The sequence below is a fragment of the Hymenobacter sp. AT01-02 genome (assembly GCF_000961955.2).
GTDB lineage: Bacteria > Bacteroidota > Bacteroidia > Cytophagales > Hymenobacteraceae > Hymenobacter > Hymenobacter mucosus.
The window spans coordinates 15,387-38,110 of sequence record NZ_JZIR02000090.1; the positions used below are offsets into that span (position 1 = coordinate 15,387).

Here is a 22,724-nt window from a genome sequence, read left to right on the forward strand (position 1 = left end):
GGCGTATGAAAACCATTAAAGGACCGGGTATTTTTCTGGCGCAGTTCATCGGCGACCAAGCCCCCTTCAATACTTTGGAAGACATCTGTGGCTGGGCCAACAACCTAGGCTACAAAGGTGTGCAGCTGCCTACCACCGACAGCCGCTTCATCGACCTCAAACTAGCTGCTGAAAGCCAGACCTATGCCGACGAGCTGAAAGGCAAAGTGCAGGCGGCCGGCCTGGAAATCACCGAGCTTTCCACCCATTTGCAGGGCCAATTGGTGGCCGTGAATCCGGTGTACGACCAACTGTTTGATGGATTTGCGCCGGAAGCCGTGCGCGGCAACGCTCCGGCCCGTCAGCAGTGGGCCGTGCAGCAGCTTATTTACGCCGCCAAAGCGTCGCGGAGGCTGGGCCTCACGGCCCATGCCACGTTCAGCGGGGCGTTGCTGTGGCCAATGGTGTATCCGTGGCCCCAACGCCCAGCCGGGTTGGTTGATGATGCTTTTGCAGAGCTAGGCCGGCGCTGGCGGCCTATTCTGGATGAGTTTGATGCGTGCGGGGTGGACGTGTGCTACGAAATTCACGCTGGCGAAGACCTACACGACGGCATCAGCTACGAGCGGTTCCTGACCGAAGTAAACGACCACCCGCGCGCCTGCCTGCTCTACGACCCCTCGCACTTTGTGCTGCAATGCCTGGACTACCTGGCGTACATCGACATCTACCACGAGCGGATTCGTGCGTTTCACGTCAAGGATGCCGAGTTTAACCCTACTGGGCGGCAGGGCGTGTACGGCGGCTACCAGGACTGGGTAAACCGCGCCGGCCGCTTCCGTTCCCTCGGGGACGGACAAGTTGATTTCAAGGCCATTTTTAGTAAGATGGCGCAGTACGGCTACCCCGGCTGGGCCGTGCTAGAGTGGGAATGCGCCCTCAAACACCCCGAAGACGGCGCCCGTGAAGGCGCGCCATTTATTCAGAACCACATCATCAACGTCACTGACAAGGCCTTCGACGATTTTGCCGCTTCTGGCATCGACAAGTCTCTCAATCAGAAGATCCTCGGTCTCTAATTACAATTCCTCCTTTATGAAAAAGGCGTTCCTACTTCTGCTGTGCGGGCCTATGCTTTTCTCCTGCGGCTCTGACTCCGATAGTAAAAAGACTAAAGAAGAATACAGTCTGGCCGAAGAAACCGTGCCCCCCCAAGACAGCGTCACGAATTCCAATATCAGTGCCGTGGCCCGCCAGCCGCAAGTGGATACCAATGCCACCAAAATCGGTACTACGCCCGTGGGTACTCCGTCGGAAGCCGGCGCTAAGCTGATTGCCGCTTCTGACTGCGCCAGTTGCCACCGTGAAAACGAGAAGCTGATTGGCCCTGCTTACCAGGATGTTGCCAAGAAGTACCCCAATACAGCGGCCAACGTGAACATGCTGGCCAAGAAAATTATCACCGGCGGCAAAGGCAACTGGGGTGAAATTCCAATGACGCCCCACCCCGCCCTCTCCGAAAAGGATACCCAGGAGATGGTTCGCTACATCCTCGCACTGAAGTAAGCCTTTAATTGGCTGTCTTACCCCTTCCATTCTGCGCATCAAGCGGCGTAGGAAGCCGGGGAAGGACCCACGTCAAAACGGCTACTTAGCTGTCTGCTTAATAACTCTCTATACTTCCCAACCCCACCTGCCGTATGACTGCTTCTATTCGTATCAAGCTGTCCATCATGATGTTCCTGGAGTTTTTCATCTGGGGCGCGTGGTTCGTGACGCTGGGCACGTACCTACTGCGCAACCTGGGTGCCTCGGGCACCCAAGTCGGCGTAGCCTTCCTGACGCAGTCCATTGGGGCCATTGTAGCGCCGTTCATTATCGGGCTGATTGCCGACCGGTTTTTCTCGGCTCAGAAGATTCTGGGGGTGCTCCACCTGGCGGGGGCGCTGCTACTCTGGCGTGCTTCCGCAGCTCCTGACTTCGGCAGCTTCTACCCCAATATCCTCACCTACATGGTGCTGTATATGCCCACACTGGCGCTGGTAAACTCCATTAGCTTTCGGCAGATGCAGAATCCACAGAAGGAATTTGCGCCTATTCGGGTGTTGGGTACGCTGGGCTGGATTGTGGCGGGCCTCACTATTGGCTGGCTGAATTGGGAGCAAACCAACAGCCTACAAGCTACCTTTCTGATGGCGGCCGGGGCTTCGGCACTACTGGGGGTGTTCAGCTTCACGCTGCCCGCCACGCCGCCCGTCAAGCAAGGCGCCCAAACCTCAATTGGTGACTTGCTAGGCCTTGATGCCATTGGCTTGCTGCGTAACCGCTCCTACCTGATTTTCTTCCTGGCTTCTATTGCCATCTGTATTCCGCTAGCCTTCTACTACGGTTTTACCAACCCCTTCCTCAACGAAGTAGGCATGAAGTCGGCGGCCGGTGTACAGAGTCTGGGGCAGGTATCGGAACTGCTGTTTATGCTGGCTATTCCGTTGTTCTTCAGCCGGCTAGGCGTGAAAAAGATGCTGGCTATTGGCATGGCAGCCTGGGTATTGCGCTACGTATTCTTCGCCTACGGCAACGGAGAAAGTAACTACTGGATGCTGATTGCGGGCATTGTACTGCACGGTGTCTGCTACGACTTCTTCTTCGTGACGGGCCAGATTTACACCGACAACTTAGCTGGGGAACGGTTCAAAAGCTCGGCCCAGGGGTTCATCACGCTGGCTACCTACGGGGTGGGCATGCTGATTGGCACCCTGCTGTCAGGCCGCATCTTCGACGCCTACCAGACCACGCCGACTACTCATGATTGGCGCATGATCTGGCTGATTCCGGCTGGTATTGCGGTGGCGGTGTTGCTGGCCTTTCTGGCATTTTTCCGCGAGCAGAAAGAGCCGCAAACTACGCCTGCCGCAGCCATTCAGGACCCGGCAACTCCTTTATCACAAGCTGTTTAACTTTCTGCATGACAAATTGGAATCGTCGGTCGGCCTTAAAGGGGATGGTTACCGGGGCCGTGGCAGCTACTACGCTGGGCGTATCGGCAGCCTGCGCTTCGGATGAAACCCAAGCAACTCACGCTATGCCGTTGAAAAACAACATCAAACAGTCGGTGTGCCGCTGGTGCTTCGGAAAAATGTCGGTGGAAGAACTGTGCATTGCCGCCAAAGGCATGGGCATTAAGGGCATTGATTTAGTAGGACCCGCCGACTGGCCCACGCTCAAAAAGCACGGCCTAGACTCGCCCATGTGCAACGGCGCGGAAATCAACCTGACCGACGGCTTCAACGACCCCAAATTTCATGCACAACTGCAAAAGCAGTACGCCGAGATGATTCCGAAAGTGGCCCAGGCGGGCTACACCAATCTAATTTGCTTTAGCGGCAGCCGCCAGGGCATGTCGGATGAAACCGGGTGGAAAAACTGCGTAGCGGGCTTGAAACCCTTAATGTCACTAGCTGAAAAACACAAAGTAGTGCTGGTGATGGAGCTGCTCAATAGCAAAATCGACCATAAGGACTACCAATGCGACCGGACGTGGTGGGGCGTGGAACTGGCGAAAAAGCTCGGCTCTGAGAACTTCAAGCTGCTTTATGACATCTACCACATGCAAGTCAACGAGGGTGATGTGATTCACACCCTCACCGAGTACCACCCCTACATTGCGCACTATCACACCGCTGGGGTACCCGGCCGTCACGAGTTGGATGACACCCAGGAACTGAATTACCCAGCCATCATGCAAGCCATCCGGAAAACCGGCTTTAAAGGCTTTGTGGCTCAGGAATTCATTCCGCGTCAAGCCGACGGCCTCGCCTCATTGCGCCAAGCTGTGCAGCTCTGCGACGTGTAATCGGGTAGGGGCCTAGCCTACCTCATTACCCGTACTAGTCGTTCATTTGTTCATTCTCAGCACCTCCTGTCTTCTTCTTATGCTAACCCGTTGCGTAGTTCTGTCGTTGCTTGTAGCTAGTTCTGTACCTTATATGGCCACTGCGCAAGAATCGGATAAGCCCGAAGCCACCGAAGTGTGGGAACCCGTGCCGCGGGAAGTAATGGGCACCGCGCTAACTACGCCACCTCCTTCCGATGCCATCGTACTGTTCAATGGCAAAGACTTGGCGCAGTGGGTGTCGGCCGATGATCGAACGGCTCCGGCCAAGTGGAAGGTAGCGAGCGGCGTTCTGACGGTAGATAAGACTACCGGCAACATCGAAACCAAGCGCAGCTTCACCAATTACCAGCTCCATCTGGAGTGGCGAGTACCGGCTACCATTGCCGAAACGGGGCAAGCCCGCGGCAACAGCGGCATCTTCCTGGCCTCCCTTGGCAAGGGCGATGCAGGCTATGAGTTGCAGATATTGGATGCTTACCGCAACAAAACCTACGTGAACGGCATGGCTGGCAGCATTTACAAGCAGACGGCTCCGTTGGTAAATCCCGCTCGCAAGCCAGGGGAGTGGCAGTCGTATGACGTTCTATGGACGGCTCCCACCTTCCAGGCTGATGGTACTGTGCGTACTCCGGCCCGCGTTACGGTGATGTTCAACGGCGTAGTGGTGCAAGACAACACGGTGCTAACTGGTGCTACACGCTACATCGGAAAGCCTACTTATCAAAAACACGGCCCGGCCCCCATCAAGCTACAAGCCCACGGTGACAAAAGTGAGCCCCTTAGCTTCCGCAACATCTGGGTGCGGGAGTTATAAGTAGGTTGCTGTCAATAATGCTCTTGGGCACTACTTGTCGCGCAAGACGTTGCTGGCTGCTGTATGCTTGGTGAGGTGGTAGGTAGAGCAAGTAAAAAGCTGGGGCCGCTGATGGGAAGTGGCACGCTTGTAGTCACCACTAGTACTATGTTGACGTTGCAATGACGCTGCCGGCATCTTTCTACCTAGCGCAACGTTAATGAGCGCATGAAGCTGGAATTTGAACCCATTCAGCCACGCCAGGCAGCTCTTTCACGTTGCTGCATTACACCCAAGCCGAGGACCGGGATATCTTGTGGCATTACCACCCGGAGTATGAGTTGGTGTACATTCCCAAAGGAAGCGGCCGGCGGCACATTGGTCAGCATTTTTCGCGGTACGAGGGAGGTGAGCTAATCTTTATGGGGCCGAACCTGCCCCACCTCAGTTTTAGCTACGAGCAGCAAGGGGCTTTCGAGCAAATTGTGCTGCAACTCCGCGAAGACTTTATGGGCGACCAATTTTTGCAGCGGCCCGAGCTAGCGGCTGTGCAGCAACTTTTTCTTCGCTCGCGCCAAGGCCTGTCGTTCGGGCCGGACACCCGTGCACGGGTAGGGGATACCCTGCGTCAGATGCTAGACCAACCCGCTCCTGAACGCTTGCTTACGCTGCTTCAGCTATTCTACCAGCTGGCCGCCGCCACCGACGTAACCGAACTACACGCGGACATGGGCATTTCCAATCAGCAAGCGCGGGAGCAGCAGCGCCTCAAGCAGGTGTATCACTACTTAGAGCAGCACTACGCCGAGCCCATTACCGTACAGGAACTAGCCGACCAAACCTTCTTGACGGTACCCGCTTTCTGCCGCTACTTCAAAAGAATGACGGGCCAGACGCTGACTAATTTCTTGCAAGAGTATCGGGTTAGCCAAGCCTGCCTGCTGCTCCTGCAGGGGCTACCGGTATTGGAAGTCAGCTATGCGGTGGGCTTCAACAACTTGTCGCACTTCAACCGCACCTTTCGCAAGCTAACGGGCCAAAGCCCTTCGGCTTACCGCAAGCAGCCGGCCGTGTAATCGGCAGAGTAGGCTTATTCGGGCTTGGTCATGAGCTTGAGGTAGAGGATAATGCCGGCCAGCAGGGCTGTAACACCGTTGGCGATTAGCACAGGCACGTTGTCAATAGCCACGGCATAACCCACCCACAGCAGCGTACCTAGGAACAGCATGGAATATGTGGGCAACGATAAGCTGCTGGTAGAGCGGGTTGTGATGGTCTTGTAGGCTTGCGGAACGTAGGCGGCAGTAGTAAGGAAAGCGGCAAGTAGGCCTAGAATGGCAACGAAATTCATCGGCAAAAAGAGGAGTAACTCCACAGACCCAAAGTGGGCAAGCGGAAAAAGAGGGATATGAAAAAGCCTGGTTTAATAAGACCAGGCTTTTGTGTACTGACGTAGGAAGAGGCGGCGTTGGATACTGAGTTTCAGGTATCGAAACGCGCGGCGGCTATCCTCCAAGGATAGCTGCCAAACAAGCGGAATGTACATGTCAAAAGAGCTAAAACGTGCGGAGGGTAACTGCTTTTAGCCCAGTTGGGGAAGGTGGAGTTGGCTCAGTACCCAAGCCTTTGCTAGCTCAACCGTGCGAAGCAGCACCCAAAAGAAGTACAAAGGTAGAAGGCTAGTAGAGGCCTTACGCATACTCAGTTGGTAAGTGCTGGTACTATATTGACGCCCGTATTTGCAATAGGCTTAGGAAGGTGCAAGTGTAGCATTATATTTGGCTCCTCAAGTCTGCCTGTTACTCACCAAGCACGGTTGTCTCAGCATATGCTGGCCAGGGTGCCTTTCTGAAGCCGTCTTATCCTCATCACCCTCCATGTCCCGATTTACTTCCTGGTTGTTTCTAGCGCAGCTACTGCTTGCAGCCAGCAGCTGCACCCGAACCCGCTCCGTTAGTACGCCTTCCATGCAGAACCAGCCCGATATTCTGGAGACAATGAAAATTGCGGTGCCCGCTCAGGCTAACCGCAGCGTTTCTTTCACCAACAAAGCGGCGGCATATTATTTCACGCAAACCCACGAAACCAACCACCCGGAATACGCTTGGTTTGAGGGCCTGAACGTAGCCAAAAACCGTGTTTTTGGTGGCTACGACCTATTTGTAGGAACGCAAAAGCTAGATAACCGCACTGCCGATGTAGTGGTGTACCCCCACAAGCTGGTACGCCAGCACGGCCCTACCTTCACGGAAGAGCTTTGCTTGCTAGACCAGCGAAACGTGTTAGAAGTGCGCTTGCGCGGAGCCGCGCAGCCGCTAGGTATTGCCCTGAAAGGTGACAACGTACGTTTCCTGCGAGAGCAAAACCACGTGGCCTTTTTCTCGGCACGGGAGGGCAAATTTCTCATTGCTGTAGCTCCTTTGCAGCCCCAGGCTATTACGGTGCAAGGCCAGCAAGTGGCGGGTGCTACCGAAGGCTACTACTTGGCCGTGGGAGAAAATGAAGCAGCAGCCACGGTCCTAGTTGAGGAAGCCCAGCGCAATGCTACCACCCTCAAGAAGGCCCGTCAGGAGCGAATGCGCCAGTACCTGCTCACCAATACCTACCTCACCTCCACCTCCGACTCGCTGACCCTGGCCCTGCGTTGGTTAGCTACCACCATGGACCAACTGGTGACGCGCCAGCAGGGCGACGGGATTTACGCGGGCCTACCGTGGTTCAACGAGTACTGGGGGCGAGACGAGTTTATCTCTCTGCCGGGTGCCGTGCTCGTAACGGGGCAGTTTGCCACGGCCAAGCAGATTCTGCTTTCGTTTGCCAACTACCAGCAGCTGGACAAAACCTCCCGCTACTACGGTCGGGTGCCCAACATTGTGAATCCCAGTAATATCGACTACCACACCACCGATGGCACTCCGCGCTTTATCATTGAGTTGCAGGACTACGTGCAGTACTCTGGCGATACGTCACTGATTCGGCAGCTGTATCCTGCCGTGAAAGCCAGTATTGCAGGGGCATTGCAGCATTGGGTAGATGAGAAAGGCTACCTGCTCCATGAGGACAATGAAACTTGGATGGATGCCCGCGACGCCAACTTGGTATCCTTTACGCCCCGCGGTACCCGCGCCAACGACATTCAGGCTCTCTGGTACCAGCAACTCCTGCTGGCGCCTACTTTGCTGCCTACATGCACGACCAGCCCAGCGAAGCCAAGTGGAAGCAACTGGCCCAGCAGGTAAAATCCCACTTCGAGCAGGACTACCGCGACGCTAGCCACTCGTACTTAGCCGACCGCCTCGATAAGCAGGGAAAGCCTGATTTTACCTTGCGTCCCAATCAGCTGTACGCGCTTGACATGGTGGAAGACGCCGCCCTGAAGCGTCAGGTAATTCGCAAAACCTGGGAGGAGCTAGTATACCCCTGGGGCGTAGCCTCGCTGGACCGGCACGACCCCAACTTCCATCCTTACCACCTGGCCCCCGAGCATTACCACAAAGATGCTGCCTACCACCGGGGCACCATCTGGCTGTGGAACAATGGTATTGCCATGCAGCGCATGATTGAAGCTGGGCAAGTAGAAACAGCCTACCAACTGTTTGCGAACATGAACCGCCAAGCCTTGACCCGAGGGGTGGTGGGCGGCCTGAGCGAAAACATGGATGCCTACCCGCACCCCAGCGAACAGTGGCCCCGTCTCACGGGCGCTACTTACAGGCCTGGTCCAACGCGGAGCAATTGCGCGTCTGGTACCAGTATTTTCTTGGCATCCGCCCCGATATGGCCAACCACGCACTAACGCTGGCGCCGCGCATCCCAGCATCTGTCACCAACTTGAACTATACCTTTTTGGTAGGCCCGGGGCACGTAACGGCGCGTTACCAGGCTGGCGCTACGGCTACGTATTCTTACACCTTCCAGGATGTGGCCGCAACGGTACTAGTTGACCTGTATCCGTTTGCGCTACCCCAGTGGCCGTGCAACCGGGTACTACGTTGCACCTGCAAGCCACTACTAGCAAACTGACTCTACAACTCCAGGACCAAAACGGCCACAAGTTGTCGGAGCAGGTAGTAACTCCTTCCCCTGCTCGGGTAACCCAGCAACAACAGAACAACGCTGCACTAGGCGACGTGCAGTTCGTGCGCCCACTCAGCCTGCAAAGTCACCCAGTCTTACACCAAAAACGAAAGTGAGCGTGCCAAACTAGTCAGCGTTGCAAGCAGTTCATTTACTGAAAGTAGTGCCATAGTGCCCGTACCAGTTCGTAGCCACCCCACACCACCAGGCCACCCACTACGAGTAGCAGCACCAGAATCAGGGCAATGAGCCCCTTGCCACTGCCTTGGTGCCTGCCAGTTGCGTAGTGCTCTCGCAGCAGCCGTACGTTGCGGTCGTTGGCTTTATAGGCGAAGTCGAAGATGTTGCCAACAATTGGGATGGCGCCAATGATGGTATCGAGTAGCACGTTGAGAGCCATGCGCACCACTAAGTTGCCGCTGGCGCCGTGGCGCAGCATGGTGAGGATGAGAATGCCCGAAACCGCCAGTGAAGGAATGCCGCCCACCACGGGCAGCAGGCCCATAATCGGGTCGAGGCCGAAGCGCCAGGTAGTACCGGGCACCCGAAATTGGCTGTCAAGAAGGTGAGAAACGCGTTCTACCCAACGTAAGCGGCTGTCTTGGTCGAAGGTTGGGGGAATAGTGGGAGTGGCCATAGTAGAGAAGGGCGGAGGGAAGGTGTATGCCTCTAACGCAGACACAGCATTTTGGGTAAAGAAAGGCCGCTGGCTAAGCCTGCCTACTCCTTTTGCCGTATGAGGGGTTATACACCCGATCTGAATTCATTTCCCTCAACACCAACTGAACTATGCAAACTCGCATCTTAGGCACCCATGGTCCTCAAGTATCCGCCCTCGGCCTCGGCTGCATGGGCATGTCTGACTTTTACGGTCAGCGCGACGACCAGGAGAGCCTGCGCACGATTGACCGTGCGGTAGAGCTTGGCGTCACGTTCTTCGACACAGCCGACATGTACGGCCCCTATACCAACGAAGAACTACTCGGCAAAGCCCTGCAGGGCCGCCGCGACAAGCTGGTAGTAGCCACCAAGTTTGGTATTGTTCGTGACCCCAACGACCCAACCAAGCGTGGCATCAACGGCCGCCCCGAGTATGTGCGCCAGTCCTGCGAAGCCAGCCTCAAACGCCTCGGCACCGATTATATTGACCTCTACTACCAGCACCGCGTTGACCCTAACACGCCCATCGAAGAAACGATAGGGGCCATGGCCGAACTAGTGAAAGAAGGCAAGGTGCGGTACCTGGGCCTCTCCGAAGCCGCTCCCGACACGCTACGCCGGGCCCACCAAGTGCACCCCATCACGGCCCTGCAAACCGAGTATTCTCTCTGGAGCCGCGACCCGGAAGATGATATTTTGCACACCTGCCGAGAATTGGGTGTGGGCTTCGTGCCGTACTCGCCCCTGGGCCGAGGATTCCTTACGGGGCAGATTCAGAAGTTTGAGGATTTGGCCGAGGATGACTACCGTCGTTTTACGCCCCGCTTTCAGGGCGAAAACTTCCAGAAGAACCTTGATTTAGTGGCGCGTATCCGCGAAATGGCAAAAGAAAAAAACGTAACACCCGGTCAGTTGGCGCTGGCGTGGGTGCTCGCCCAGGGTAAGGATATTGTACCCATTCCTGGCACCAAACGCATTTCGTACCTGGAAGAAAATCTGGAAGCTGCCACTATCCAGTTTTCCCTTGAGGAACTGGCCCGCATCGACCAACTGGCCCCGCCGCACGTAGCTGCCGGCCAGCGCTACCCCGAAGCCATGATGGGAACCGTGAACGGCTAATTCCTAGATAACATAATACCATATGCCCAATAAAAGACGGGGCGGCAGTACCTGAGTACTGCCGCCCCGTCTTTTATAAGAAGCGAAATCTACTATCGTCGCACGGGCGGAAGCAGGTCAATCCAGCCGTCTTCGCTTACCACAATAGCCAGCACGGGGTAGCGGCTGCTTTCCACGTAGCGCAGAGCGGAGTTGTAGCGCGAACCCCGGCTAGAATCGCCTTTTTCCGTGGCTAAGCCGTCGAGAATAGCTCCAATAGCGTAACAAGTACCGGCCGGATTAATGAACACGGCCCCGTCGATATTAGTAACCAAACGCAATACTGATGGGGTCATGAGGCGCGGGGCTACGCGGAAGCACTGGCGCGTTAGGCGAGCCGCTTCTTGAGCCGCTCCCTCCGAGATAACCAGGATAGTACCGTTGGTTTGGAGGGTAGCTTTCAGGGTCAGTTCCCAGAGGTATGCAATGCCCGCCGCGTCTACGGCAGGAAATACCCGCCGGATGGCCGATGTGAAGTTCTCCTCATCGACGGTGCCCTGGGGCAGGCGCGGCGTGTTTGATACCACTTTCATCATGGTATTGCCACCATGGTCTAGCTCCCAGCTATAGTGCTTGGTAAAGTGCACCGTAAACAAGGGTTCGTACTGAGGGTCGGTGGGCTCTACCAGGTAGCCGAGGCCAAACACATCGGTGGCATCGGTAAGTAAGGCGTTGCGGTCCTCGCTCAACTCCAGTAGCTTACGAATACGGCGGTAGTCGCGCAACGGAATAGGCGAGTCGAGAGTTAAAATAGGAACCACGGCCGGGTGGTTGCGGCGCGATACAATCATAGTGCCTACTCCTTCATCGCCTTCGTGGCGTAAGGCGGCTACTCCATTGCAGGCATCGTAAAGGCCGTGGGTGCCCGCTGCGGCGCGTAGCATGAAGCGCCGCCCGGCCGCCCGCAATACCTCATTATAGTCGCGGTCCAGTACGGGCCGGTCGTCATCGGTGTCCGACTCGCGTAGGCCGCGTGCGGCGTCTTGCAGGAACTCCTGCACCGTAGCCGCCAGCAATGAAGTGGGCCGGCTCCCACTCAAACCCGGTAAGGAATAGTACGAGTGGTAGGCATCGGCAGCTAACTGTAGCACAATGATTACTTGGTAGCCATACACGCCCACAGGTAGGGAGCAGAAACTAATACGTTCTTCCTGGCGTGTAGCTACTAAGTCGTTGAGAGAATGCTCGGTAGCACGGCGCAGCAGTTCGTACCAGCGTTGTTTTTCGTACCGGTCATGGTCGAGAGGGTGCAGGTGGTACACTACCTCACGAGGGCCATCGGGTTCCAGGGCAGCAGCCCGCGCTTTTACGTTGGTAAAATCGGTGGGATGGTAACGGTGCGTAACGGGCTCAATTACGACGGCCTGGGGTTCGTCGGTTTCGCGGGCCGAAGCAAGACCCAGCAGGAATACTTCCGGCTTTAGCGTTCGGTCAAGCAAATTAAACACGCCGTCGGCAAACAACTGAGCCGAGACGCGGAAGAGACTTTGGTTTTCCCACATAAGGGGGGGAGCAGGCGGAGAACTAGAAAGGGCGTACACATGTATACGATAAATGCCCTAAAAGGGTGGCTCCCGGTACCGCACAACATTCCGGCCAAAATCCACGAACAACGCCGCTACTGGCAGGTTGTTATCCGAAGAATATCCTTGCAAATTCAGGAGCAATCCTGTACCTTAAAGCATACCTTCTATGCCTGCTGAGCTTATGGTACCGCACCCGATGTACTTTTTCGGTCCGCTGCTGCTCCTGTCCCTGGTTGCGGGCTTAGCAGTGCTAGCTTTCACGACGGCCTACTGCGCCCAGAGCCACGGCCGCTCGTTCTGGAAGTGGTTTATTTTGGGTGGCCTGCTGCCAATGGTTTCGTTTATCGTGCTGTTTCTACTGCTAGTGCGCCACCAATTGACCCCCGGGCAGCGCCTGGTAGCCGATGCCAAGGCTATTCTGCGGGAAGCGGAAGCCGCCGAGAAATTATCCTTGCGCCGCATGTAGGAGGGCCTAGCTCAGCATCTTGGTAAAAGATACTGGTTGCTCTGTGCAATTACACCTGCGCACTTCTCTTTTCCAGCCATTCTAAAACTCCCTGGGCTACCCAGGCGCCTGTGCTAAAGCAGCCTTGCAGCAAGTAACCGCCCGTAGGGGCTTCCCAGTCTAGCATTTCACCCGCCACAAAGGTGCCAGGCCGCCGGTGCAGCATTAAGGCATCGCTCACTTCCGTCCAGGCTACGCCCCCCGCTGTGCTTATAGCCTCGTCGAGTGGGCGCAGACCTCTAACCGGTATCGGCAATTGGGTAAGCACCTGTACTAAGTCAGCTGGTGACGATGGTAGCGTGGGGTATAGTTCGCGCAGCAGTGTGGGTATGGGTGGCCCCAGGCGCAAAGCACTAGCTAAGAAAGAAGCTAGCGACGTGCCGGCGCGGCGCTGCTGCAATTTTTGCAACAGCTGATCAGGGGAAACGTCGGGCTTAAGATTAAGCAGGAGGGTGGCCGTGGTGCCGTGGCTGAGGGCGGCGCGTACCTGCGGCGTAAGGGCATATACTGGGGTACCTTCTATGCCGTAATCCGTTAGCAGTACCTCACCTCGTACGGTATGGCTTCCGCAAGTTAGGGCAATGTTCTTGAGTGGTACGCGCCCAACTTTGTCCCGGAAGAAAGGTGACCACACTACCTCCGCCCCGCAATTAGATGGCGCAAAGGGTATGCACTCCACGCCCAACTCTTGGAGAGCATGGACCCATTGCCCGTCGGAGCCGGTTTTGCTCCAGCTAGCGCCACCTAGGGCCAGCACCGTGGCGGCGGGATGTACCGTTAGCTCCTCGCCTGTGGTTTCTTGGCGCATCCGTAATCCGGTAGCACCCGCGAAGCCTAGCCACCGGTGGCGCGTTTGAATAGTTACGCCTAGTTGCTCTAAATGCCCAAGCCACGCCCGCAAAAGGTGGGCAGGCTTGTGCTCTTCCGTGGGAAATACGCGGCCACTGGTGCCTACAAAAGTAGAAATCCCCAAGCTGCTTGCCCACTGCCGTAAGTCAGAGGGAGAGAAATGCGCCAGGAAACGAGCAAACTGGGGGTGCTGAGCAGCGTAGCGGGTTTCAAATAACGACAATGGCTCGGCGTTGCTTAGGTTAAACCCTCCGTGCCCGGCCACCAAAAACTTACGGCCCACGGTAGCTTGGGCTTCGTACACCACTACCCGGTGGCCGGCCTCCGCAAGGCGCTGAGCTGCCAGCAAGCCTGCCGGCCCACCGCCCACCACCACTACGGTTTCGGCATCAACATCTAAACCACGCTCCATACCACGAAGGTAGCACGTGCCCGCGCTGAGATACCAACCAGGCGCGGCCATCAACGTCGATTTTCGGCGGCTTACTGCTTTTCTACGTATTGCTGAGTTATTGTCAGACCATTCCTACACTGCATGGGGTCCTATTCCATACTCATCGGCTTGAGCTTAGCCGTCATCCTGTCGTATCTGTTTGACTTAGCCGCGCGAGCCACTAAGGTGCCCTCCGTGCTCATGCTGTTGCTTACCGGTATTGCTCTGCGCCAAGCCGCCGATTACTTCGATTTTGCCCTACCCATTCCCAAGGTAGTATTGGAAATATTCGGAATCATCGGTCTGATTATGATTGTGTTGGAAGGCGCCCTCGACTTAGAGCTGACCCGGGATAAGGCCCCCCTTATTCGACGCTCGTTTCTAGCGGCGGCCCTCATGTTGATTGTGCAGGCAAGCGCCATTGCCACCCTGCTCTACCTATGGCTAGGTATCAGCTTCCAAACGTGCTTGGTCAACGCCGTGCCGCTGGCCGTTATCAGTTCGGCCATTGCCATTCCCAGCGTAGCCAACCTCCGAGGAGAAAAGCAGGAGTTCATCGTCTACGAGAGCACGTTTTCAGATATCCTGGGCATTATGTTCTTCAACTTTGCCCTGCAGAAGAATTTTGCTCAGGGCATGTCCGTTGTCACATTTGGGCGCGATGTAGTGGCCGTGTTGGTAGTAGCTATTCTGAGCACGGCCATGCTGGCGTTCCTGCTGGGGCGCATTCGTCTCCACGTCAAGTTCTTCCTGATTCTGGCCTTTCTGGTACTCATGTATAGCGTTGCCAAAAAGCTCCACTTGTCGTCGCTACTGCTGGTGCTGGTGTTTGGGCTGGCCGTGAACAATGCCAAGCTATTCTTGAAGGGAACCTACCTGCGCCGGTGGTTTCGCCCAGATCAACTCCATGAGGAGGTGCACCAGCTGCGAAGCATCACTGCCGAATCGGCTTTTCTTATTCGCACGTTCTTTTTCCTACTGTTCGGGTTCAGCATCACGCTCAGCAGTCTGCTTAGCTTTACCCTGCTCTGGCAGGGTGTGCTTATCGTGGGCGTATTAACCCTCATTCGCTTTTTCTACCTGCGCTACGTAGCTAAATCTGACCTGATTCCGGAGCTGTTTATTGCACCCAAGGGCCTGATTACCGTGCTGCTCTTCTATAGCATCCCCGACCAACACCACATTGGGGAAGTAGGTGAAAATATCCTTTTCGTAGTAATTCTACTTACCGGCTTGCTGATGATGGCAGGCTTGCTGATGAGCCGGGAGCAGCCCGAAATTGGTGAGTATTGATGACTGTGCTAGCTCTCGGTATCTTTGATAAGCTGCCGCCGGTAATGAGCTAAGATGTTTGATTTCAATAGGATGCCCACGTATTTGTCGTTGGAGCCGACTACGGGCAGCGCGGGTACACCATACTGATCCATGCTGCGGAGAGCTTCCTGGGGCGTATCGGTATCGTGCAGAATGGTGGGGGGCTGGCGCATAAGCTCCCGCACGCGGGTAGTACCATAGTGAGCATCATCAAACAGCACGTCGCGCACGGTGTTTAGGCTGACAATGCCCTGAAGCTGGCCATTGGCGTCAACTACCGGAAAAAGGTTGCGGGTAGAATGCCGGAACACTTGCACCAACTCGCCCAAGGTAGTGTCGGGTTGGAGGGGGGTAAAGTCGTTTTGTACCAGGAGCATTAGGTCTAGCTGTGCGAGCAGACCCCGGTCACGGTCCTGGTTTACGTTCACGCCTTTGCTTACCAGTTTGCGGGTGTATACCGAATAAGGCTCGAAGTAGCGGGTAATGAGGTAGGAGCCCGAGGTGACCACCATCAGGGGGACAAATAGCGCGTAGCCACCCGTAATTTCAGCAATAAGGAAGATGCCGGTCAAAGGGGCGTGTACTACCCCGGCCAGAGTGCCCGCCATGCCCAGTACAATAAAATGCACCTCTGAGATAGGATATAGCCCGCTCAAGTTGATGAGGCGTGCGAAGATGAAGCCACACAGCGCCCCTGCAAACAAGGAGGAGCCAAACATGCCCCCGTTGCCACCCGAGCCGATAGTAATAGTGGTAGCTACCACCTTAAGCAGCATACTACCCGCCGCTACCACCAAGATCAGCCAAGTGCTTTGGTCGTGAAAGACATCAAACAAGGAGCCATCCACGAGCTGGTCAGAGTGGCCGCCCAGGAGCAATTGAACGATATTATACCCTTCGCCATAGAGCGGCGGAAACAGGAAGACGAGCAACCCCAGCGCCAGGCCGCCCAGCAAGACGCGCTTAAACGTACCGGTCCAGTTTTCAAAGAAGCCATCGGCCCAGAAGTACACTCGAATCATGTACACGGAAAGCAGGGCCGTGCCGCCGGCTAGCATCAGGTACAGGGGCACCGCATCTACGGGCCAGCTAGTGGTAATGAGCACGAAGGGCTGACCTGCGTACAGAGCTTTGGAAACCACCGTAGCCGTAGCCGAGGAGATAAGCAGCGGCACGAAGAAAGCGGCCGAGAGCTCAGACAAAATCACTTCAACGGCAAAGAGCACCCCCGCAATGGGCGAATTGAAAATGGCCGCTACCCCCGCCGCAGCCCCGCACCCAGTGAGCAGGCGTCGTTCGCGGCGGCCAATGCGGAGCACCCGGGCGGTATTGGAGCCAATGGCGGAGCCTGTAACGGAAATGGGCGCCTCCAAACCCGCCGACCCACCGAAGGTGACGGTGAGAAAAGACGACACCAATTGCGAGTACAGCTTGCTACGGGGAACAATGCTCCCCTGGCGAGCGATGTTGTAGATGATGGGCCCAATGCCCCGCCCCAGATTGCCACCCAAAAACCAACGCGTAAATAGCACCGTGAGTGCCACCCCAATGATGGGGTAGAGGGACAACGTAAACACCCGATATTGCTCCGGAACCCAAGCGTTGAGGGCATGTTGGCCCTCGTGCACAAAGGTTTTGAGTAGTACCGCCGCCAAGCCCGCCAGCACACCCACCACAATGCTCACCAGAATCAGATACACCCGGTCGTTTACGTGACGTAGCCGCCACAACAATAAAGGGCTCAGCAACCGGTGTATAGTGTTCTTGGGCATAGACAACTAAAAAGGTGGGCTGACGAACGAGCAAAATGGGGTGTTCAACGTTCGAGCAAGCAGTGGGGTCCGCACAAATCGAGCCTCAAACGCGTTGCCTCCGCAAATTAGCTTATTGCGTGAGGTTGGGTACCTCGAAGCCTGCCCCGCGCAACTCTTGTTTTACCTGTTGCATAAGGCGGCTTTTCAATTCCAGCACCCCCCGGCGGTAGTCCTCGGCATCGGTCCAGAAGAAAACCCGCAGGTCGGCGGTAGTGCCCGCGGCTTTTTCCAAGTTCACGTAGGGTGCGCGGGGCGTTTGCTGCACTTCGGGAATGGAGCGCAGGTAGCTTAGGATGACGGTAGTAGCTACATCGGGCGTAGCATCGGCCCCCAGATCTACACTCACCAAAAACTCCTGGCGCAGGTTGCCGTCCCTGGTGAAGTTGGTGAGGGGCTCCTTGAGGACGAGGGAGTTGGGCAAGAAAATGTGTTTGCCATCGAACGTGCGCATGAGGGTAGTACGCAAGTTGAGGCCTTCAACATGACCAATCAAATCTCGGATCTGCACGGTGTCGTTAATGTGGAAGGGACGGTTGAAGGCCAGGATGACACCCGCCAGAAAGTTTTCCGCAATATCCTTGAAAGCAAAGCCCACGATAAAAGCCGATACCCCGGCTGCCCCCACCAAGCTTCCTACTACCCCAGAAAAGCCCAGCACGTTTAGCGCTATCATCAAGCCAACTAGTATCATCACCCATTTGCTGATTTGAGCGAGGAAGTCAGCCAGCAGGGCATCGGTAGAGCGGCGGCGTAAGCGTCCACCGAGCAAGGTGCTTACCCGGTTGGCAATAAATACGGCAACTAGTAGGAGCGCCAGCGCTACTAGGAGCTTGGGCAAGGCAAATAGAAACTGCTGCCAATAGGTTGACAGTACGCGGGTCATATCCTGAAACATAGTACGCAAGTTGTTACGCCCAATGGGCCAAAACAGAAGCCCCGCGGCGCGAGTCCGGCGGGGCTACTAGGAGGTGTATACGAGGCAACCAGACGCTATGGTTCAGTAGCCGGCGCATCGGGGCGGTTCAGCCAGCGCCAGAAAATCAGCCCGCCCACGGCGTACGCTACTACATCGAGCGGGTCGGCGGTAGCACGAGCATCGAAGCGCGGCACTAGTGCTTCAAACCAGATGGAGAACACCACCCAGGTACTGAAAATCCAGGTAGCAGGCAGCACAAAGCGCGGACGTCGGAAGTACCAGCGGCGCATCACAAACAGCACCAGCGTGAGTTCTAGGGGCAGTGCCAGCGTATCGGCCAAGTAGGAGCGTAGCAGTTCGGGAAGCTGCCACCGCGCCGTAAGGGGCCCGCCGTACTTAGTGCTAGCGGCCACGGCGTAGAGTACTACGCCGCTCAGAAACAGCGGGTGGCGCAGCTCCCGGGGCCATTTCATCCGGCTGCCAGCGTGAGCAGCCACACCATAAACGACACCAAAGCGCCAAAAACTAGCTGCCCACCCCGAATAATGCGCTTAAAAAAGCGGGTGGTAGGACCATCGTCGGGGTTGATGTGGATTTGGAGGAAAGCTGGCAGGGGCTCCTCGGCCTGCTTTTGGCGCTGCTGCTCACTGCGCAGGCGTTGGGGGTCCAAGAGCTGTCCGCACCGCTCACACCGGTCGCTGGCCTGTTGCTGCCAATTGCTCCAGAACCCGCAGGCCGGACACTTTTTGGAAGCACTTAGCAGAGAATTATCGGTGGAAGGCATGGGAGGAAAGGTAAGTAGCACGAGAAGACAAGCAGGAGCCCCGGCTAGTGCCCACATTGCACGCTGAAGCGCCGCTCTAGCGCGGAGCTGCCGTCTACTCCATGATGTCTTCGTTCCAGAGGGTGGGCTCGTCGCGAATGAAGTCAGTCATCATCTGCACGCACTCGGGTAGGTCCAGAATCACGACCTCAACGCCGTGGGACTCTAGAAACTCCCGCGACTCGCCAAAAGTGCGGTCTTCGCCTACTACTACTTTGGGGATTTTGAACTGCACAATGGTGCCTGCGCACATGTAGCAAGGCATCAGCGTGGTATACAGCACCGTGTCGCGGTAGGTGCGCTGGCGCCCGGCATTAAACAGGGCGTCCATTTCGCCGTGCTTGATGGGGTTATTTTCCTGCACCCGCTTGTTGCGGCCGCGGGCTACTACCTTACCATCGCGCATCAATACTGAGCCAATGGGAATGCCACCTTCCTGGCGGCCCTGGCGCGCCTCATCAATGGCGGCTTGCATGAATTCGTCCATAAATTAATCTACTAGGTGAGAGGACGCAAGTTAGCGGGTTCGCCCCTATGGGGTGGGTGAGATTCTGCTTCCTAGCCAAAACAACCATTACCGGGCGCAAATACCACGGTAGGGGCAGTACTGGCATTTTTCCAGATCATCGGTTTTGCGGATGGGCTCTTGGGGGTCGAGGATGCGGTGCACGAGGCGCGTGAGGAGCTGCTCGCTGTGCTGCACAAAGTCCTGGCCGCCATCGGTGAGAAAGTCCATGTTGGCCGACATGGGGCCCGCCCCGAGGTTGCGTAAGGAAATAATGGCTGCATCGGCGGCGGGGCGGCCGCGCTGGGCCAGCAGGAAACGATAGAGCCAGAGCTGGCGCACCTTATCGGTGGCGGGCGTAGCATCCTGCAGCAGGCGTTCCACAGCATCGGCCGAATCTTCCCCCCGTTTTAGCAGGCGCAGTTCGTGGGAGTGTACCAAGCCCGTTTTATAGTCTACCACGCGCAAGCGGCCATCAGGCAGTTGGTCTACCCGGTCGGCAAAGCCACGAGGCTCACCCCCAGCTTCTCTCCATCGGGTAGGGCAATGTACACCGTGGCTTGCAGGGCTTCTTCCTGACTTTGGATGTGCAGGGGCAAGGCCTCCGGCTGCGTCAGCAGGCTTTCCAGGTAGCGGCGCACGAGTTGGGTTGCTACTTGGCCCAGCACGTGGTTTAAGCCTTCGTCGGCGCGGGCGTGGCGGCCGGCTTCCTCGCGCCGCAGGGCCTTAGCTACCATAATGGGGGCCAGCTTCAGAAGTTCCGGCAGTTCCTCCGCCGTAATCAGCTGCCGCCCACCCACGAAGGGTTTAAAAAGGTCTTCTAGCGCCTCGTGTACTACCGTTCCAAAGCCATCGGGGCCCAGGGCTTCTTCTACCTCGTCGTTTTCGCGGAAGCGGGCCACCCGCTGGAAGTAGAATTGCAGATTGCAGTTCAGGTATTGGTTGAGGGCCGTAGGGGAGAGGCCTTTTACTAGCACCTCGCGCAGGGCTTGCAGCATGCCAGCGTCCTTTTCCAGCACCAGGTCGCCAGAAACGTCCCGGTTGGGCTGGGTGGTAGGTAAAGGAGCCTCCTCCGATAAATCTTCCTCCACGGGTGAAGTTACCGTTAAGTCTTCCAGCACCATTCCAGGGTTTTGGGGGCGCAAATCGTTTTCTATCTGAAGCAGAAAGCGGCTTCGCTCTCCGGTGCGAGTGCCCTCTGCCCCGGGCAGAATATGCAGCAGATCTACCTGGCGGGCACGTTGCAGCAGGCGCCAGAACTGGTGGGCCGTGGCCGCTTCGTGGTCGGCGTAGGTGGGTAGCTGAAAGGTAGTGAGTACGTCATACGGAAACAGGGAGCTGTGGCGCTTGGGGGCCGGCAGCACGTTCTCGTTGCAGCTCAAAATGATGAGGTGGTCAAAATCAAGCGCGCGCGTTTCCAGTAAGCCCATGACTTGCACATCGGCAATGGGCTCCCCGCTAAAGGGTAGGCGCGTGGCCTTCATCTGCTCGTAAAGAAACCGCCGAAACGAGCGTACCGACAGACGCTGCTCCCGGCAGTCGAACACCGACTCAAGGCGTTTTACCAGCGTGAAAAACAGGTACAAGTACTCTGCCTCAATAGCCGAGTGCTGGTCCTGGTAGGCTTTTTTCAGCAGGGTGATAAGGGTATAGCAGGCCCGGATAATATCGTCGCAATTGTCCCAGGTGGCAAACAGCGCTTCAATGATGGGGTGGCCGTGACCCATTTCCAGGAGTTCCTCGGCCGGAAGCAGCACGGCGTGGCGGCGCACGATAGTACGGCATACCTTATCCAGCATGCCATGGAACACCTCTTGCTCATCCTGCTTATCGAGCCACTGCTGGTAGCGGCGCAGGAAGGGGTGCTGTAGCAGCTTGCTCACGGCCAAGTGGTGGTAGCGGGGCACCCCGTAGCCCGTTTCTGGGGAGCCCTCACGCACCCCGGTTAGGTGCACCTCAAACAGTAAATCTACCAGGTTGAACAGGGGCGTGCTCTGGAAATTGAGGCCCATGGTTACGTTGTACTCCGGCACGGCGTCGAGGGGAAGGCCGTGCAGCACGGGTAGCAGTAGGGTTTCGTCGGGCAGCACCACCGCCACTTTGGCTTGGGGGTTCTGGCGGCGCGACGCGGCCAGCAGCTGCCCCGCAATTTTTCCCTGCATCGAGGCATTGGCCACGCCCACAAACCGGACGTGGCGCGGCAAGCCCCGGAGCAGCTCGGCAGGGCCGCCCAGGTTTTCGGCCGGCAAATCAAGCAGCTCTTGGTAGCGGCGCAGGTGTTGGCCCGCCCGGTTAGGAGAGCCAGGCTCTAAGTAAAAGGCGTCGCCATCGAAGTGCACTTCGGCCCGGCGGGCTTTGCGCAGCATCCGCAGGAGCTTTTCTTCGGCCTTAGAGAGGTAGCCCAGGCCAACGAATACGTGCTGGGGAAGGGTCTCACCAGCTTCCAGGCGGGTTTGTACCCGGTTCACGGCCAGGCGGTAGGCCAAGCCAGGGTAAGCCAGGTGGTCGTGTTCCATGCGCCTGCGCAGGCGGCGGTACACCTTTTCGAGGTCGTCCCAGAAGCGGAAGTAAGCGGCCGTGGTGCTCTGCGGGGCAGGCTCCGCAGTTAGCTCCCAGCGTTCCAGAGCCTTAGCTTGGCTGAGGTATTCAAAGACCTTTTTGGGCGAAGCCAGATTTTGGTCGAGGTTGGAGAAATCTTGGAGCAGCAGGCCAGCCCAGCCCACAAACAAGTCGAAATCCAGCTTGGGGTCGATGTCGCGTAGAATCTCAAACAGGAGCAATTGCAAGGCAATGGGTTCCTCTACCTGCACGCCAGCCAGTTCCACCATATAGTCTTCCATGGCCGCAATGCGCGGGCTCCACACGGCCTGACCGGCCTCAGCAGCCAGGCTAAGCTCGTTTTGTAAGTACACCACGGCGCGGCGCGTAGGCACCACTACTACCAGGTCGGCTAGCTCGTCGGTGGGGCCATAGCGGGCCACCATGTCGCGGGCTATCCGGGTCAGGAAAGGCGTGGCGTCGGGAACAGAAGCGGCGGCAGGCGGGGTAGTAACGGCGACAGGCAAAGGCGAAAGCATAGGTAGTAAAGATAACGCGCTTCGGGGCAGAAACGGTCCGTGTGCGCTACTTCCCTAGTACCTTCGCCTGCCAAGTATACTAGGCTCAGCCTAGTTACCGCATGAATTTTTACCTCATTCACCCGAGTGGGCCTATCACCCGGGGCCAGCCGTGTTGATCCGGCCCGGAGAGTTCCTCACACCTGCGTGCAGGAAACTACGTATAGTACATTTCCAGTAGCAGAGCTAGTCCGTATATGAATACAATAGTCAGGCGCTTGTTAGCTGCCCTTGCCCCAGGAAGTAGTAGCTTCTACGTTCTGCTGGCAGGTTGCGTAAGCGCCTGCACCCAGCAAGAGACGGGCACTGAGCAAGTTGCCTCGCCGCCCTCCGCCGTGCTGGCACCCCAGCCCAGCCCAGG

The 22,724-nt window shown here is 56.9% G+C and carries 23 protein-coding genes; 12 read left to right on the top strand and 11 right to left on the bottom strand.

What is annotated here, in order from left to right:
* The first annotated feature begins 5 nt into the window (after positions 1-5).
* The 6 genes from VI25_RS19600 (at position 6) to VI25_RS19625 (ending at position 5,743) form a co-directional block, all read left to right on the top strand.
* Positions 6-1,058 carry a sugar phosphate isomerase/epimerase family protein gene (locus VI25_RS19600; protein ID WP_045690073.1) on the top strand — a complete coding sequence of 351 codons (1,053 nt, stop codon included), beginning with the start codon at positions 6-8 and terminating at the stop codon, positions 1,056-1,058.
* Between the two features lie 16 nt (positions 1,059-1,074).
* Entirely contained in the window at positions 1,075-1,545 is a 471-nt protein-coding gene (locus tag VI25_RS19605) for a c-type cytochrome (protein WP_072144866.1), read from the top strand.
* Between the two features lie 134 nt (positions 1,546-1,679).
* Positions 1,680-2,936: a nucleoside permease gene (locus tag VI25_RS19610; RefSeq protein WP_045690074.1), complete on the top strand. Its 1,257-nt coding sequence runs from the start codon at positions 1,680-1,682 to the stop codon at positions 2,934-2,936.
* Between the two features lie 8 nt (positions 2,937-2,944).
* Entirely contained in the window at positions 2,945-3,832 is an 888-nt protein-coding gene (locus tag VI25_RS19615) for a hydroxypyruvate isomerase family protein (RefSeq protein ID WP_045690075.1), read from the top strand.
* A 133-nt stretch (positions 3,833-3,965) separates the two neighbouring features.
* Entirely contained in the window at positions 3,966-4,688 is a 723-nt protein-coding gene (locus VI25_RS19620; RefSeq protein WP_236705145.1) for a DUF1080 domain-containing protein, read from the top strand.
* A gap of 257 nt (positions 4,689-4,945) precedes the next feature.
* Positions 4,946-5,743, top strand: a complete 798-nt coding sequence (locus tag VI25_RS19625; RefSeq protein WP_236705146.1) for a helix-turn-helix domain-containing protein — start codon at positions 4,946-4,948, stop codon at positions 5,741-5,743.
* A gap of 14 nt (positions 5,744-5,757) precedes the next feature.
* Here VI25_RS19625 and VI25_RS19630 read toward each other — a convergent pair whose 3' ends face one another.
* Entirely contained in the window at positions 5,758-6,018 is a 261-nt protein-coding gene (locus VI25_RS19630) for a SemiSWEET family sugar transporter (protein WP_045690077.1), read from the bottom strand.
* Positions 6,019-6,544: 526 nt separating this feature from the next.
* Here VI25_RS19630 and VI25_RS27945 point away from each other — a divergent pair.
* From VI25_RS27945 to VI25_RS24870, 3 genes are all read left to right on the top strand, one after another.
* Positions 6,545-7,906, top strand: coding sequence for an amylo-alpha-1,6-glucosidase (locus VI25_RS27945; protein WP_082455715.1), 1,362 nt, complete (start codon positions 6,545-6,547; stop codon positions 7,904-7,906).
* Positions 7,855-8,463, top strand: a complete 609-nt coding sequence (locus VI25_RS27950; protein ID WP_052695517.1) for an amylo-alpha-1,6-glucosidase — start codon at positions 7,855-7,857, stop codon at positions 8,461-8,463. The genes VI25_RS27945 and VI25_RS27950 overlap by 52 nt, the downstream gene beginning before the upstream one ends.
* Positions 8,464-8,635: 172 nt before the next feature.
* Positions 8,636-8,860 carry a hypothetical protein gene (locus VI25_RS24870; RefSeq protein WP_152981712.1) on the top strand — a complete coding sequence of 75 codons (225 nt, stop codon included), beginning with the start codon at positions 8,636-8,638 and terminating at the stop codon, positions 8,858-8,860.
* Positions 8,861-8,895: 35 nt separating this feature from the next.
* Here VI25_RS24870 and VI25_RS19650 read toward each other — a convergent pair whose 3' ends face one another.
* On the bottom strand, positions 8,896-9,381 hold the full coding sequence (locus tag VI25_RS19650; RefSeq protein ID WP_045690079.1) for a DUF4112 domain-containing protein: 486 nt from the start codon (positions 9,379-9,381) through the stop codon (positions 8,896-8,898).
* A 152-nt stretch (positions 9,382-9,533) separates the two neighbouring features.
* Between VI25_RS19650 and VI25_RS19655 the strand changes: the two genes are divergently transcribed.
* Positions 9,534-10,523 (top strand): aldo/keto reductase, encoded by a 990-nt coding sequence (locus VI25_RS19655; RefSeq protein ID WP_055562762.1) that lies wholly within the window; start codon positions 9,534-9,536, stop codon positions 10,521-10,523.
* A 92-nt stretch (positions 10,524-10,615) separates the two neighbouring features.
* On the opposite strand, the gene VI25_RS19660 is transcribed toward VI25_RS19655, so the two are convergent.
* A complete protein-coding gene (locus VI25_RS19660) occupies positions 10,616-12,064 on the bottom strand; it encodes a diadenylate cyclase (protein ID WP_052695581.1) in 1,449 nt (482 codons plus the stop codon).
* Between the two features lie 190 nt (positions 12,065-12,254).
* On the opposite strand from VI25_RS19660, the gene VI25_RS19665 reads away from it, so the two are divergent.
* On the top strand, positions 12,255-12,554 hold the full coding sequence (locus VI25_RS19665; RefSeq protein ID WP_143437111.1) for a hypothetical protein: 300 nt from the start codon (positions 12,255-12,257) through the stop codon (positions 12,552-12,554).
* Positions 12,555-12,603: 49 nt separating this feature from the next.
* On the opposite strand, the gene VI25_RS19670 is transcribed toward VI25_RS19665, so the two are convergent.
* Positions 12,604-13,854, bottom strand: a complete 1,251-nt coding sequence (locus VI25_RS19670; RefSeq protein WP_045690174.1) for a TIGR03862 family flavoprotein — start codon at positions 13,852-13,854, stop codon at positions 12,604-12,606.
* A 123-nt stretch (positions 13,855-13,977) separates the two neighbouring features.
* On the opposite strand from VI25_RS19670, the gene VI25_RS19675 reads away from it, so the two are divergent.
* On the top strand, positions 13,978-15,168 hold the full coding sequence (locus tag VI25_RS19675; protein WP_045690173.1) for a cation:proton antiporter: 1,191 nt from the start codon (positions 13,978-13,980) through the stop codon (positions 15,166-15,168).
* 8 nt (positions 15,169-15,176) lie between these two features.
* Here VI25_RS19675 and VI25_RS19680 read toward each other — a convergent pair whose 3' ends face one another.
* The 7 genes from VI25_RS19680 to VI25_RS27960 all read right to left on the bottom strand — a co-directional run bounded on the left by VI25_RS19680 (position 15,177) and on the right by VI25_RS27960 (position 22,324).
* The gene (locus VI25_RS19680) at positions 15,177-16,961 is read right to left on the bottom strand and encodes a chloride channel protein (protein WP_045690172.1); all 1,785 of its coding nucleotides are present in this window, start codon (positions 16,959-16,961) and stop codon (positions 15,177-15,179) included.
* A gap of 112 nt (positions 16,962-17,073) precedes the next feature.
* Positions 17,074-17,898, bottom strand: coding sequence for a mechanosensitive ion channel family protein (locus VI25_RS19685; RefSeq protein WP_045690177.1), 825 nt, complete (start codon positions 17,896-17,898; stop codon positions 17,074-17,076).
* A gap of 95 nt (positions 17,899-17,993) precedes the next feature.
* A complete protein-coding gene (locus VI25_RS19690) occupies positions 17,994-18,392 on the bottom strand; it encodes a hypothetical protein (RefSeq protein WP_052695579.1) in 399 nt (132 codons plus the stop codon).
* A complete protein-coding gene (locus tag VI25_RS19695; RefSeq protein ID WP_045690171.1) occupies positions 18,389-18,703 on the bottom strand; it encodes a hypothetical protein in 315 nt (104 codons plus the stop codon). Before VI25_RS19695 ends, VI25_RS19690 begins: the two co-directional genes overlap by 4 nt.
* A gap of 94 nt (positions 18,704-18,797) precedes the next feature.
* Positions 18,798-19,229, bottom strand: a complete 432-nt coding sequence (locus tag VI25_RS19700; RefSeq protein ID WP_045690170.1) for a nucleoside deaminase — start codon at positions 19,227-19,229, stop codon at positions 18,798-18,800.
* An 87-nt stretch (positions 19,230-19,316) separates the two neighbouring features.
* On the bottom strand, positions 19,317-19,709 hold the full coding sequence (locus tag VI25_RS27955; protein WP_262489986.1) for a PD-(D/E)XK nuclease family protein: 393 nt from the start codon (positions 19,707-19,709) through the stop codon (positions 19,317-19,319).
* A 26-nt stretch (positions 19,710-19,735) separates the two neighbouring features.
* Entirely contained in the window at positions 19,736-22,324 is a 2,589-nt protein-coding gene (locus VI25_RS27960; RefSeq protein ID WP_052695573.1) for a PD-(D/E)XK nuclease family protein, read from the bottom strand.
* Between the last annotated feature and the right edge of the window lie 400 nt (positions 22,325-22,724).